The sequence below is a fragment of the Pectinatus brassicae genome, assembly GCF_014201835.1.
Taxonomy (GTDB): Bacteria; Bacillota; Negativicutes; order Selenomonadales; family Selenomonadaceae; genus Pectinatus; species Pectinatus brassicae.
This window is the reverse complement of sequence record NZ_JACHFH010000027.1, coordinates 1-15,626: the sequence shown is the minus strand read 5'-3', so window position 1 is coordinate 15,626 and position 15,626 is coordinate 1. Positions and strand designations below refer to the sequence as shown.

Here is a 15,626-nt window from a genome sequence, read left to right as displayed (position 1 = left end):
TAATAAAAGCTATATTTTTATAATTGCTATAAATATAGAAATGTTCTAAGGCTCCCCTGTAGGGGAGCTGGCGGCGAAGCCGTCTGAGGGGTTGTTATTTTTTATATATTCATCTATTGAAATACATACTTCAGAAAAATGTTGATGTATATCAAGATTAGAAAAACGCATAACGTACAAATTATAACGATTAAAATAAGCTGAGCGTTTTTTATCAGCATGTTGGTTATCTTTTTCATAATGTTGGCTGCCGTCAAGTTCGATAATAAGCTTAGCCTTGTGGCAATAAAAATCAGCAATGTAGTTTCCAATTTGTTTTTGTCGATAAAATTTTATAGGATAATTTCGTAAAAAATCATACCATAGATGGCGTTCTTCTTTGGTCATGTTTTTTCGTAAATTATTGGCCAAATGATTATTATGAGAATTATAATATAACATGTTATATAACCTCGTTAAAATAATAAGCAAGTAAAGATAACCCTTCCGTCATTGCTTACGCAATGCCACCTTCCCTTGCTATAGTTCTTTGCGCTTTAGCGCTTAGAAATATAGTACACACAGTGAGAGGGACGGCTTTGGAACCATGAATATTATAATAAAAGCTATATTTTTATAATTGCTATAAATATAGAAATGTTCTAAGGCTCCCCTGTAGGGGAGCTGGCGGCGAAGCCGTCTGAGGGGTTGTTATTTTTTATATATTCATCTATTGAAATACATACTTCAGAAAAATGTTGATGTATATCAAGATTAGAAAAACGCATAACGTACAAATTATAACGATTAAAATAAGCTGAGCGTTTTTTATCAGCATGTTGGTTATCTTTTTCATAATGTTGGCTGCCGTCAAGTTCGATAATAAGCTTAGCCTTGTGGCAATAAAAATCAGCAATGTAGTTTCCAATTTGTTTTTGTCGATAAAATTTTATAGGATAATTTCGTAAAAAATCATACCATAGATGGCGTTCTTCTTTGGTCATGTTTTTTCGTAAATTATTGGCCAAATGATTATTATGAGAATTATAATATAACATGTTATATAACCTCGTTAAAATAATAAGCAAGTAAAGATAACCCTTCCGTCATTGCTTACGCAATGCCACCTTCCCTGAAGGGACGGCTTTGGAACCATGAATATTAATAAAGGCATGGTTTTTTTATAATTGTTATAAATATAGTTATGGTCTAAGGCTCCCATGTAGGGGAGCTGGCGGCGAAGCCGTCTGAGGGGTTATTAATCTTTTACTAATAATATTAACAGAATTAATTAAAATGTAAACTTCCAAAAATTCTTACATTTTTTCAGAATATCTCTGATACAAAAATAAACCTCATTATGAAATAATAGTAACATAAAGATGACGTCATTTATAAGCACTATTATAACAAAATACGAGGTGAGAGAATTGTTTTCAGCAATACTGAATTTTTTTAAGGCTGGACCAGATAAACCACTGATAACTGATAATATGGAGAAAGCGAAAGCTCTTTTCAACTCCAAACAACGCTCTTTATTTATATCAATAACATTAGGCTATGCATTCTTTTATGTATGCCGCTTGAACTTTTCTGTTGTAAAAAAACCATTGATGGATGCTGGCATTCTTGATGCCAACCAGATTGGTACCATGGGCATGGTATTCTTCTTTACATATGCTATTGGTAAATTCACTAATAGTTTTATTGCTGACAGATGTAATATTAAACGCTTTATGCCATTTGGCTTATTTATGGTATCAGTAATTTCCATTTTTATGGGTGTAGGTCTTCATTATGTATTAATGGTATTATTCTGGGGCATGGTTGGCTGGTTTCAGTCATTTGGTGCTGGACCAAGTATTATTGCACTCAATCAATGGGTAACAGGTAAAAAACGTGGTACGTATTATGGTGTTTGGTTCGCCAGCCATAATATCGGTGCTGGTCTTACTTATCTTATCACATCCGTTGTTGTACTTCATTACGGCTGGCGCGCAGGCTTTTGGATGCCTGGTATGTTGTGCCTGATTGCTTCGATATTGATGTTTAAATTTATGTCTGATAGACCAAAAGCTTGTGGACTGCCAACGCCATATGAATTAAATGGCGAAAAAGATCCAACTATCGAAACAAAAGATAAAAGTGTTGGCTCATTGCAATGGACTGTTATAAAAAATCCAGCAGTATGGATACTGGGCCTTTCCAGTGCTTGCTGCTATGTTACTCGCTATGCTATAGAAAGCTGGGGCATAGTATTTTTAACAGCAGAAAAAGGTTATACAATGCTTGGTGCCAGCTCGCTTTTAACTACTATGCAATTTGCTGGTATATTTGGTACCTGCCTGTGCGGTCTTATTTCCGATAAATTCTTTAAACATAAAAGAAATGTTCCTTGTTTGATTTTTGGTATATTTTATGCTCTTTCGGTTGCCGCATTTGTTTGGGGACCAAAAGAATATGACTGGATTAACTGGGTAAGCATGTGTGTATATGGATTTACCATGGGATCTCTTGTATGCTATTTGGGTGGACTTATGGCTGTAGATATATGCCCAAAACGTGCTACTGGTGCGGCAATGGGTATGATTGGATTATTTAGCTATATTGGTGCATCATTACAGGAAAAAGTAAGCGGTTATCTTATAAATTGCGGAAAAACAATGGTTAATGGTCATGCTGTCTATGATTTTCATGCTGCTTCTGTCTTCTGGGTTGGTGCGGCTGTAGTATCATGTGTATTAGCACTTCTTGTATGGAATGTAAAAGTTAAAGAATAATATAAATATAAAAAGACGAGATTATCCCCCTCGTCTTTTTATAATAATTTTTTACTTAAAAATGACAAAATTTACTAAAAATTAATAAAAAACAAACAAAATTTTATTAAAAAAGAATATACTTAATGCAGTAAAGCTGTATGCTTTAGAAAATAATGGTTTTAAAGCCGTCCCTTTAGGGAAGGTGGCTTGACGAAGTCAAGTCGGAAGGGGTATTTTATCTACTATTATTAAATACCCCCTCAGACAGCTTTGCTGCCAGCTCCACACGGTGTGTATTGTATCTCTTGCCTACTACATTTCTAAGCACTGAAGTGCAAAGAACTGTAGCATAAGTGCTAAAGCACTAAGACCTACAGCATATAGGGGAGCCTTATAACCATTAATATTTTAGAACTTTTAATTTTTTCTGTGGTTTTATTGCCGTCCCTCTAGGGAAGGTGGCATTGCGTAGCAATGACGGAAGGGTTATTCTTTTACCTTATATTATTAATAACCCCTCAGACGGCTTCGCCGCCAGCTCCCCTGCATGGGAGCCATACAACCATTAATATTTTTAGAACTTTTAATTTTTTCTGTGGTTCCAATGCCGTCCCTTGCACTGTGGGTACTATATTTCTAAGTGCTAAAGCACTAAGAACTACAGCATAGGGAAGGTGGCATTGCGTAAGCAATGACGGAAGGGTTATGTTTTTGACATTGATAAAAATAAAATTTATTATGAGGGAGCAGTTAGAGTAATATGAAGCAAAAAACATGGAAAAAGAAAAATATTTTGGCAGCAGGGCTTGCCGCAGTGAGCCTTTATATGGGAATGGGAATATCCTACACTAATGTAGCACATGCTAAAGTGGCTTATGATGTATTCGATTTTGAAGCACACCGCGGTGGTCGTGATGCCAGACCAGAAAATACCTTGTATTCATATGCGTACGCTATGGAAATGGGAGCTACCTCAATTGAATGTGATATGCAGCTCACAAAAGATGGACAAATAGTAATGAGTCATAATCCTATATTAAATCCAGATGTAACTCGTGATAAATCCGGCAATTATGTAGAAAAAGGCAAATATGACATAAGAACAATGACGGTTGCCCAACTGCGTAATTTTGATGTAGGCGTTATGAATCCAAACTGCGGAGAATATTATGACCTGCATGGAAAAACGCAGATAACTCATGATGCCAAAATTCCTACATTAGAGGATTTACTTAAATTAATTCAAGCGTATGGCGATAAAGATGTAGTATTAAATATAGAAACCAAATCCTATCCGGATCCGGCCAGTGCAGCTTATAAAAATAACGCTGATGCAAAAAAATTCGTAAAAGTATTTAATGATTTAGTAAAAAAATATCATATGGAAAACAGAGTTGTACTGCAATCTTTTGACTGGAACACACTGGTGGAAATGAAAAAATTAAATCCTAATATAAGCTTATCAGCCTTGTGGCAGGAACAGCCATCATGGGGACGTGATTCTGAATCATTACGCCGCTATGAAAAAGAAAAATCTCCATGGCTTGGTGGTCTGGATATTAAAAATTATAATGGTGATCCCGTTAAAGCTGCACATGCCATTGGTGTGGATATAGTATCACCGTATTTTATGGAAATATCAAAACAAGATGTTGATGAAGCACATTCATTAGGGATGAAAGTAGTACCATGGACAGTAAATAGCGAAAGTGATATGAATATGCTTCTTGATATGGGCGTGGATGGAATTATATCAGATAAACCATGGTTATTGCGTAAGGTATTGGAGAAAAGAAATATCAAATTGCATAATCCTGTAGTTAATGTGAATAGTCCCTATCATATGGATCAAAATCATAAAGAAATTGCACCAATGATAAAAAGCAATGGTAATGATGCCGCATACTAAAAAGTGAATTAAAGGTAAAAATGGGTCTGGCGCATATTGAGAAATATGTGCGCCAGACTCTTTTTAGTATATTTAAAGCCGTCCCTTCAGGGAAGGTGGCACTGCGAAGCAGTGACGGAAGGGTTTTGGTATGACTCTTTTTCTATTGTATAAATAAATATTGCTGTTTTGGAAGGAATAGAATTACTTAAAGTAGAATATCTTATAATTGTTCATACTACATGGATGGAGAATCATTATTTTTTGAAAGAAGTGATAATATCTTGAAATATATAATAAATTACATATTATTAGCTGTGTTGGCAGTTTTTTTACTGACCAATACTGCATTTGCCCAATTTAAAAAGACAATTTTGTTTGTGCCGCATGATAATCGTCCGATATCGTTCCATCAAACGGTCGATAATATTCGTGCGCTTGGTTATAATGTAATCACGCCGCCAGAAAATTTAATCGGCAATCGCGATGATTTAGGACATCCGGAAGAACTAGCCGATTGGGTTCTTAAAAATGCTTATAAAGCAGACTATGCTGTATTATCATCAGATGCGTTAGTTTATGGTAGTCTTGTGGCATCACGCAAGCATGATTTAACAATTGCTACATGTCAAAAAAGAGCGCAAAATGCTTTCGATGAATTACATCAAAAATATCCATATTTGCCGATATATGTATTCAGTTCGATAATGCGTACACCGCAAACTAGCGCAGCTTCGTCTGAAGAACCAGAATATTATCGTGTATATGGTACGAGTATTGCGCGCTATACGGCACTGCTGGATAAACAGGAAAAAGACGGTTTAACAGGTAAAGAAGAAAAAGAGCTAAAAACTTTAAAAGCACAAATTCCGGCTAAAGATTTGCAGGACTGGATGTTGCGCAGGGCAGGTAATTTTACAGTTAATAAATATTTAGTGGATTTAGTAAAAAATAAAGATATATCTTATTTGATTTTGGGTTGTGATGACAATGCCGAGTATTCTCAAACAGATAGAGAACGTCGTCTGCTCGATACATATGCAGGTGACATAAATGGTGAAAACTATCAATCTGTAGCAGGCCTCGATGAATTGGCATTACTTATGATGACACGAGCAGTAAATCAGATGAAAGGTGATATACCGTTTATTAGCGTACATTATGCTGAAGGAACAGGCGGCGATACAGTACCGGCTTATTCCAATGAAAAAATATCTGCCTCAGTTAAAACTCATATAAAAATGGCCGGTGGTATTGAAATCCCTAATGATAAAAGAGCGGATTTTGTATTACTGGTAAATACAGATAAATATGGTAAAACATATGCAGCTAATGAGCTGAATAATACAATTACACCACATGAAAATACTGCTAGCTTTGTTGATATGGCAGGAAAATATATCATGCAAGACAAAAATGTTGGTATTGCCGATATTGACTTTGGCAATGGCTCCGATAATGCATTAATGAATATGCTGTGGCAGAAAAACTACTTATCGCAGTTAAAGGCCTATGCCGGTTGGAATACACCGACTAACAGCAGTGGCTATACCATTGGCATGGGAATGTTGTCTTCTTATGCCAATAAAGAAGAAACAATGAAGATGATTGTACCACGTTATCTTGATGATTGGTTTTATCAGGCAAATATCCGTCAGCAGGTAGCCAATAAAATGGATAGCTTTAGCGGACAAGGTAATTATGGCGATACCATGAGCAGAACAGCTCAGGCACAAAATTATGCTGAATCACTAATGAATAAAGCAGTAGAAAAATACGATTTTGCCAAGATATTTAATAATTATAATTGGGATAAATTGCAGGTAAGCTTTCCGTGGCATCGTTTATTTGAAGCAGATGTTATTGTGCCAGAAAAAAATAAGTAATAAATATTATAATCGTTGCTTGTGTGCATAATAAAAGTATAGTAAACTTTTATAGAAAGAATAAGTTTACTATACTTAATTTAAAATATTAATAGTGTAAATTTTTATAAAAACAATAATTTGTCATATTTTACAGTTATACTATTTGCAATAAATAAATTTATAAAAATCGTGGGTTGATGACAATGGAATGTAAAAAAATAAAAGCAAAAAAATTAGATTATAATGCTTCATATATAATGCCTATATTATTCATAATAGTTGATTATTTAGCTATTTTATTGGCAGAAAGGACAGCAATATGTTTAAGGCAAAATATTGCTGTCCTTTCTACGTATAATTTTATGCCCAATATTCCAAATTTGTATTTCTATATATTAGTTCCTGCTATTTTCCTTATATTTTTATATAATTCACAAATTTACGTTACACGTCTTCCGTTTTGGGAAGTAATTCAAAGAATATTTTATGCAGTTATTTATAGTGTGATGGTATCAATTGTATTAATGTATTTTGGACATATAGCTGGTGGTATTTCACGGATATATGTTTGTCTATTAGCTATATGGGCATTTGGATTTTTATGTAGTTTTCGATATTTTTTAAAGAAAATTTTAATAAAATGTAATATGTTTTTAGAACCAGTAATTATAATTGGAGCAGGAAAAACAGCAGAGCTTATTATCAATGAATTTAAAAATGATATCGGCTTAGGGGTAAACATACTTGGTTTTATCGATGATGATCCCATATCTAAAGTATTACCACAAGAATACCCTATACTAGGAACATTTGATGAAACAGAAGAAGTGATAAAAAAAACAAAGGTCAAGACAGTACTTATAGCGGCTCCAGGATTAAAGAAAAATGAATTACTAAAGCTGGTTAATTTGATACAACCATTGGTTAAAAATTTAGCATTTATACCCGACCTTATTGGTGCACCTGTTGGTAATATGCAGATAGAAAGATTATATGATTCACAACTGATATTATTAAAGATAAAGAATAATTTATCACGAAGATATAATCGGATATTGAAAAAGATATTTGATACAATAGTTGGGGTTATTATATTTATACCAATCGCTCCTATTTTAATATTAATTGCAATTGCCATAAAAATAGACTCTGAGGGTTCAATATTTTTTAATGCCAAAAGAATTGGAAAAAACAATGTAGAATTTACCTGTTACAAGTTTCGAACAATGTATAATGATTCAGATAAAATCTTAGAAAATTATTTAGCAAATAATAAAAAGGCAGCTGATGAATGGCGTATTTTTAGGAAGATAAAGGGATATGACCCACGTGTGACAAAGGTTGGTATTTGGCTTAGACGTTATAGTCTTGATGAATTACCCCAGATATTAAACGTATTAACAGGGAATATGAGCTTGGTGGGGCCAAGACCATATTTACCAAAAGAAAAAAATGAAATGGGAACTTATTTAAATATAATAACTAATACCTTACCTGGAATAACGGGTCTTTGGCAAATACGCGGCAGAAATGAGATAACCTTTTCTGATAGACTAAAGATGGATGCATGGTATATCCAAAATTGGTCAGTATGGATAGATGTAGTGTTGCTATATAAAACGATATTTATAGTATTAAATAAAAATGGTGCTTATTAAAAGAAGGGAGTTAAGAACGAGATATGTCAGAGAGAAAAAAAATAAGCATTATAATTCCTACACTAAATGCAGAAAAAGAAATAGATACAATATTGAAGGCATTATTAAATCAGACCATAATACCTGATGAGATAATAATTATTGATTCTTCTTCTATAGATAATACAAGAGAAATATGTGAAAATATTGATCGAGTAAAATTTATAAATATACCAAGAGATGAATTTGATCATGGGAAAACCCGTACTGTTGCGGCAAAACAAGCTATAGGTGATTATTTATTGTTTATGACACAGGATGCAATACCTGCTGATAAATATTATATAGAAAATCTAATAAAACCATTGCAACAAAAAGATATACCAATGGTATCTGGGAGACAATATCCTAGAGAAGATACTCGTTATACAGAAAAACTGACAAGATATTTTAATTACCCGGAGCAGGATTTTGTCCGCAGTAAAAAAGATATTCATCAATATGGAATAAAAACATTTTTTGTATCTGATGTATGCTCAGCATATCGGCGAAAAGAATATGAAGAAGTAGGCGGTTTTCCATATCCTATACCAGTGGGCGAGGATATGATTATGGCAGCAAAACTTATTTATGCTGGCTATAGTATTGCCTATGCAGCAGAAGCAAAAGTCATTCATTCGCATAACTATACCTTATGGCAGCAGTTAAGTAGGAATTTTGATGTTGGAGCTTATCTTGTTTTATATAAAAAATATTTCACCAATGTAGCAATTACTGGTGAAGGTATAAAGATGGTAAAGTTTATATTAGGAAGGTTATTAAAAGAACATAGGTTTTATGAAGCGGGATATTACATAATCGAATGTGCAGCCAAGCTGATTGGCAATAAAATGGGTTTGCATTATAAAATACTGCCATTGTGGGTGCAGCGACAATGCGGTATGATGACGAACTATTGGAGCAAAGCAGAAAAGAACAATACTTGATTGGAGCGTTATTTTTGAATTATTTAAAATTGATATGTTCATTTGTTTTAGACATTTATAAAAACAAGAGATTATTATGGGATCTTACGAAAAAGGATTTTAAACAGAGATATTTAGGTTCCTATCTAGGTGTATTATGGGCGTTTATACAGCCAACAATAACAGTGTTTATATTTTGGTTTGTTTTTCAGGTTGGTTTTAAATCAATGCCGGTAGAAAATTTTCCTTTTGTTTTATGGCTTGTATGTGGAATGTTTCCTTGGTTTTTCTTTAGTGAGGGATTGAGTAGTGCCACTAACTCAATAATTGCCAATAGTTTTTTAGTAAAAAAAGTGGTATTTCGTGTCAGTTTATTACCAATTATTCAAATAATATCAGCACTCATTGTCCATGTTTTTTTTATTATAGTACTTTTTATTATGTTTGCATTGTATGGATATATGCCGAGTATATATAATTTGCAGGTACTATATTATCTTTTCGCATTAATATGCATAACCTTTGGCTTAGCACTTATTACATCATCACTGATTATTTTTCTAAAAGATGTGGGGCAGTTGGTAGCAATGTGCTTACAATTTGGTTTTTGGGGAACGCCTATTTTCTGGAATTTACATATGCTGCCAGCTAAATACCAAGTCTTTTTAAAATTAAATCCGCTGTATTACATCGTCGAAGGATATCGCGATACATTTATTTATCATAAATGGTTTTGGCAGCTGGGATATACTAACTATAGTTTTTGGTTGGAAACTATAATTATTTTATTAATAGGAATGTTTTTATTTAGAAAATTACGTCCCCATTTTGCGGATGTTTTATAATGTGAGGTTTAAGATGAGTACGGAAATAGCAATAAAAGTAGAACATTTGTCCAAAGTATATAAGATATTTGATAAACCAATAGATCGTGTAAAAGAATCACTAAACCCATTTCATAAGAGATATAGCAGAGATTTTTATGCACTAAATGATGTTTCTTTTGAAATTAAAAAGGGTGAAACAATTGGTATCATTGGGAAAAATGGTGCAGGCAAATCTACACTTTTAAAGATATTAACAGGTGTTTTGACTCCCAGTGCAGGAACAATTCAAGTAAATGGGAGAGTTGCTTCCTTACTTGAATTAGGAGCTGGATTTAATCCTGAAATGACTGGCATAGAAAATATATATCTTAATGGTACTGTAATGGGATATAGCAAAGAAGAAATGGATGGAAAACTTAATGATATTATTGAATTTGCTGATATCGGTGATTTTATAAATCAACCTGTGAAGATGTATTCAAGTGGTATGTTTGCGCGATTGGCTTTTGCTGTTAATGCATTTGTAGACCCAGATATTTTAATAGTTGATGAAGCCCTAAGTGTGGGCGATTTAGAATTTCAGAATAAATGCTATAGAAAATTTAATGATTTAAAAAATGAAAATAAAACAATTATTTTTGTGACACATGATATAAATTCCATATTGAAATATTGCAATAGAAGCTTTTTATTAAAGCAAGGAAATTTAGTAGGAAGTGGTACATCAAAAACGGTTGTGGATTTATACAAGAAAATGATAAGTGGGGGAAGTACTGCTAAAAACGATATAAAAGAAAAGATTACTGATAATAAAAATAAATATAATAATTGGAAAGGGCTATTAAATTTAAACAAAAATTTTCTTGAATATGGCAATAAAAAAATTGAAATTATTGATTTTGCATTAGAAAATGAAAAAAATGAGATAACTTCAATTGTTAGTAGTGATGAGTATACAAAAATAAAGATAAGAATAAAAATGAATGAGAAAATTGATTCACCAATTTTTGCATACTCAATTAAGGATATAAAAGGGACTGAGTTAATAGGATCAAATACGTTTGTTGAGGGAGTAAATACTGACGGATTACAAAAAAATGATTTCTATGAGATAGTATTTAAACAAAAATTGTCATTATGTGGAGGGGACTATACTCTTTCATTTGGTTGCACAAAGCATAATGGTGATGAGTTGACAATATATCATAGATTATATGATATGGTTTTAGTGAAAATAATGTCAGTAAAACCAGTTTGTGGCCTTTTCAACGTTAATACTGAGATCAATTTAGATAAAATTTAATGGATAAGGAAAATAAGAATGAAAATAGGAAAGGTTACTTTAAATTTTGATAAATATTTTGATGATAAGGATATTTATAGTGATGGGAATATTGAGAATGAATTATTAACGATCGTAAAGGATAATAAACAAAAAGAAGTATTAGATAAAGATAATAGATGGCCTATTTTATATCACTTTTCAGAAGCACGAAAAAATATTTTAAGATGGTTTCCATTTGAAGCTAAATCAAGAATATTGGAAATTGGTAGTGGGTGTGGTGCAATAACAGAACTTTTTTGTGAAAAAAATTTAGTTGTTCATGGAATTGAAAGTTCTAAGCGCCGTGCAGAAATAGCTGCATATAGAAATAAAAAATATGAAAACTTATCAATAAATGTTGGCGATTTTATGGATGTTCATTGTAATGAAAAATATAATTATATTACGACTATTGGGGTTTTAGAATATGCACCAATGTTTATAAAAAGTGAAAATCCATTTGACTTATTTCTTAATAAATGTAGATCTCTGTTAGCTGTAAATGGAACATTATTAATTGCAATAGAAAATAGATTAGGAATAAAATATTGGGCAGGTGCAACAGAAGATCATACAGGTAATTTATTTGAAGGAATAGAAAATTATCAAGAAAACAGCCATGTTAGGACTTTTTCTAAAAAAGAATTAGAGAAAATTTTATGGGATAATGGTTTTAAAAATTTACAGTGGTATTATCCATACCCTGATTATAAGTTTCCTCGTCAGATTTTTTCTGATGATTTTTTGCCAACAGCTGACTGGCTATATGAAAACATAGTCACTTATGATAAAGATAGAGTAGCTTTTTTCAATGAAAAAAAAGCTTTGCAGTCTATTGCAGATAGTGGTAATTTTACAGATTTTTCCAATTCATTTTTAGTGATTTGTAAACAGGAGTAATACAATGTTAAAATATGTTAAGTTTTCTGATGAAAGAAAACAAAATTATAAAATAGAAACTAGTATATGGCAAGAAGAAAAAAACACATTTATAAAAAAAACAGCATTAAATAATGATGCAAAAAAACACATAAAAGCAATATATGAAAATTATAAAATTTTATCAAAAATATATGGGAAAAATCATATTGCTGCCTGCGATATAATAAATGACTATACTATAAAGATAGAGTATGTTGAAGGCATGTCATTAGCAGATAAAATTGTTGAAGTGTTAGATAGCAATAATTTTAATAAATTTGATAAATTGATGAAATTTTATGAAGCAGATATATTGCATGGTGAGATATTAGATAATAAAGAGTTTTTTTTGAGAAATGCTAGTGAGGAAAGTAGAAATACGAATATTGATTTAAGCTTTGATAATATAATCTTAACAAATAATTCATATAAGATTATAGATTATGAATGGTTGTATACAAATATTCCTAAAAAATTTGTATTATATAGGGCATTAGAAGGATTTATTGAAAGAAAAGAAAAATTTAAGAAAGTATTGTATCAGACAAAAATATATAAAAAAAATTTCTTTGATATACCTCCTAAATATATTGAAAAAGAAAGAGAATTTTATGATGAAGTTTTACAATTTCCTAATAAAAAATATGAAAAAACCATTGTAAATTTTTTTGATGATATAGATCAAAAAAGAAAACAGGAAGAGAAAAAATATCACATATTAGAAAATGAATATAATATATTAGAAAATGAATATAATATATTAGAAAATGAATATAATATATTAGAAAATGAATATAATATATTAGAAAATGAATATAATAAAATAATAGAATCTCGTGGCTATAGAGTATTACTAAAATATTATAAGGTAAGAGATAAATTTTTGCCTGTAAATTCTACTAGACGTCTTTGTATAAAATTTATATTAAAAATTTTAAATAAAAAAACATATCAAGTGATAAACTATAATAATATAAAAAAATCCATAAAAATACTACGTTATGGTGGACTACATCAATTTTTAGTTAAATTAGACAGTAAAATGAATGCAGATGCTATCAAAGAAGTTACAGGCGAATTAGAAAAAAAATATCTGAATAATAATATTACAAGTGAGCCAGTTGAATTACCGGCAGGGACAGTAGTAGATATTGTTATTCCTATTTATAATGCATTTGAATATTTAAAAAAATGTCTTGAAACTGTATATAATAATACTACAGTTAATTATAATTTGTATTTAGTTAATGATTGCAGCACTGACCATAACATTGAAAAATTTTTACTGGAATTAAAACAAAAAGAATATCCTGTTTTTTTACAAAAGTTAACCATAATGAATAACGAGGAAAACAAGGGATTTATCGAGAGTGTTAATAGTGCATTAAAAATAGCTGAAAATAATACGGTATTATTAAATACAGATACAGAAGTGACTCCAAATTGGCTGCAAAGATTATATTTACCAATATTAAGAGATAATAAAATTGCTTCAATTACACCGTTTTCTAATAGTGCTACAATCTGTTCTTATCCCCATTTTTGTGAGGACAATGAATTACCAGACAATTGGTCGGTGGAAAAACTCGATAAACTATTTGAAGAATATGGTGGCACTAAAGTTTTTGATATTCCTACTGGTGTGGGATTTTGTATGCTGCTGAATCGTAAATGCATAACAGAAATAGGTGTATTGGATACTGTTTATGGAAAAGGTTATTGTGAAGAAAATGATTGGTGTATGAGGGCTATGCAAAAAGGCTATCATAATGTTATGGTAACTAATTTATTTGTATATCATAAACATGGCGTTAGCTTTGGCGAGCATCATGATAAAGGTAAAGAGCAGCGAATACAAGAAAATTTAGCAGTACTAAATGAACGGTATCCAGAATATACAAGATTAGTTGACACTTATATTGCAAGAGATCCTGTGAAGTATATTCGTGAATTTGTTGAATATATTCAACAAGAAAAAGAAAAATCATCAATGCAAGGAGTATTGTTTGTAAATCATTCTAGTGGTGGAGGAACAAAAGTTTATCAAGATAATTTGATAGATAAATGGAAAACTACGAAAAGAATACATGTAATGGAATTGTTACCTGACTGTAAAACACTTTTGTGGAAAGTATACAATGATGGAAACGAAAAACAATTTTATTTTGATTTGAAATTAATGAAACCTAATGAGTTTAAAAAATTAATAAATGCGTTTAGTATAAATTTGATATATATCAACCAATTGGTAACGTATCCAATTGAAAAAATTATAGAATTTATAAAAGCAGCTGAATGCGAATATATTTTTTTCCTGCATGATTTTTATGCAGTTTGTCCTGAATATACATTGTTAAATGAAAAAAAATTATATTGTAATAATGAAAAACAAGAGAAATGTTGTAATGAATGTTTAAGGGCACTACATAATGATGTAAGTAAAGATATAGGGAAATGGCGTTCTGTATTTCATGAATTTTTGTTAGGAGCTAAAGAAGTTTTAGCGCCAAGTAATTCAACAGCACAAATAGTTAATAGTTATTATGGTGATGTAAAAATTACAGTTAAAGAGCATGAGGTACCTTCATATGTGCATCAGACTTTTAATGCTGATGTATTGGAAGATGAAATTTTAACTATAACGGTATTAGGAGCAATCGGTGAAAACAAGGGTTCTAATATTATATATGAATTAGAAGAATTAATTCGTAAAAATAAATTACCAATTAATATAAAAGTTATAGGTATTACCAATTTACATAATAAGCCGTATAAAAGTAAAGATGGTATTTTAGAAATAACTGGTCCATATGATAATACTAATGTATCTGATTTATTAGCTAAATATCGTACAGCAGTGGTATTGATACCTTCTATTTGGCCAGAAACATATTCTTATACAGCTAGTGAAGCTTTATATTCTGGATATCCTATAATTTCCTTTAATATAGGCGCTCCGGCAGAACGTATAAAAAAAATGAATAGCGGTTGGGTTATTGATAAAAATAGTACGGAAGAGTGCTTAAATCTTTTAATAAAATTATCTAATGATCGTAATGAAATTTTATTAAAACATAGTGCTATTGTAAAAAATGGGAGTGAAAAATGAGAGATAAATATTGGGATATTATTAAAGCACTAGGGATAATAGCCGTTGTTTTAGGACATATTGGTATTTTAGGATATTTTGTTTCACTATATCATTTGGTGCTTTTCTTTTTTGTAGCAGGATATTTTTATAATGAGAAATATTCAACTAATTTATTCAATTTTTTTGCCAAAAAACTAGAAAGATTATGGTGGCCTACTTTTAAATATACATGTTTTTTTACTATTTTTCATAATGTTTTTTGGACACTTTATAATGGCTCACTTGTCAAGACAGAAATCTAAAGATTTTATAATGAACCTTAAGCCGTGGCATAGTCTATCAGCATTGCTGGATAGTACAGCGT

12 protein-coding genes are annotated in these 15,626 nt (G+C 31.2%); 10 read left to right on the top strand and 2 right to left on the bottom strand.

All coding sequences use genetic code 11. From position 1 onward, the window contains the following. Positions 1-45: 45 nt before the first annotated feature. Positions 46-441, bottom strand: coding sequence for an endonuclease domain-containing protein (locus HNR32_RS10060; protein WP_183862253.1), 396 nt, complete (start codon positions 439-441; stop codon positions 46-48). A 200-nt stretch (positions 442-641) separates the two neighbouring features. After that, complete coding sequence (locus tag HNR32_RS10055) at positions 642-1,037, bottom strand: endonuclease domain-containing protein (protein ID WP_183862253.1); 396 nt, start codon at positions 1,035-1,037, stop codon at positions 642-644. Positions 1,038-1,400: 363 nt separating this feature from the next. On the opposite strand from HNR32_RS10055, the gene HNR32_RS10050 reads away from it, so the two are divergent. From HNR32_RS10050 to HNR32_RS10005, 10 genes are all read left to right on the top strand, one after another. Next, a complete protein-coding gene (locus tag HNR32_RS10050; RefSeq protein WP_375782637.1) occupies positions 1,401-2,759 on the top strand; it encodes an MFS transporter in 1,359 nt (452 codons plus the stop codon). A 742-nt stretch (positions 2,760-3,501) separates the two neighbouring features. Further along, on the top strand, positions 3,502-4,650 hold the full coding sequence (locus HNR32_RS10045; protein WP_183862250.1) for a glycerophosphodiester phosphodiesterase: 1,149 nt from the start codon (positions 3,502-3,504) through the stop codon (positions 4,648-4,650). Positions 4,651-4,913: 263 nt separating this feature from the next. Beyond that, on the top strand, positions 4,914-6,515 hold the full coding sequence (locus tag HNR32_RS10040) for a DUF4127 family protein (protein ID WP_183862248.1): 1,602 nt from the start codon (positions 4,914-4,916) through the stop codon (positions 6,513-6,515). Positions 6,516-6,700: 185 nt separating this feature from the next. Further along, positions 6,701-8,155, top strand: coding sequence for an undecaprenyl-phosphate galactose phosphotransferase WbaP (wbaP, locus tag HNR32_RS10035; protein ID WP_231038091.1), 1,455 nt, complete (start codon positions 6,701-6,703; stop codon positions 8,153-8,155). Positions 8,156-8,178: 23 nt separating this feature from the next. Further along, positions 8,179-9,120 (top strand): glycosyltransferase family 2 protein, encoded by a 942-nt coding sequence (locus HNR32_RS10030; RefSeq protein ID WP_183862244.1) that lies wholly within the window; start codon positions 8,179-8,181, stop codon positions 9,118-9,120. Further along, entirely contained in the window at positions 9,069-9,944 is an 876-nt protein-coding gene (locus HNR32_RS10025) for an ABC transporter permease (RefSeq protein WP_183862242.1), read from the top strand. Before HNR32_RS10030 ends, HNR32_RS10025 begins: the two co-directional genes overlap by 52 nt. Positions 9,945-9,957: 13 nt before the next feature. Then, complete coding sequence (locus HNR32_RS10020) at positions 9,958-11,229, top strand: ABC transporter ATP-binding protein (RefSeq protein ID WP_183862240.1); 1,272 nt, start codon at positions 9,958-9,960, stop codon at positions 11,227-11,229. An 18-nt stretch (positions 11,230-11,247) separates the two neighbouring features. After that, positions 11,248-12,150, top strand: a complete 903-nt coding sequence (locus tag HNR32_RS10015) for a class I SAM-dependent methyltransferase (protein ID WP_183862238.1) — start codon at positions 11,248-11,250, stop codon at positions 12,148-12,150. 4 nt (positions 12,151-12,154) lie between these two features. After that, positions 12,155-15,280, top strand: a complete 3,126-nt coding sequence (locus HNR32_RS10010; protein WP_183862236.1) for a glycosyltransferase — start codon at positions 12,155-12,157, stop codon at positions 15,278-15,280. After that, entirely contained in the window at positions 15,277-15,564 is a 288-nt protein-coding gene (locus HNR32_RS10005) for an acyltransferase family protein (protein ID WP_183862234.1), read from the top strand. The genes HNR32_RS10010 and HNR32_RS10005 overlap by 4 nt, the downstream gene beginning before the upstream one ends. Positions 15,565-15,626 lie beyond the last annotated feature (62 nt).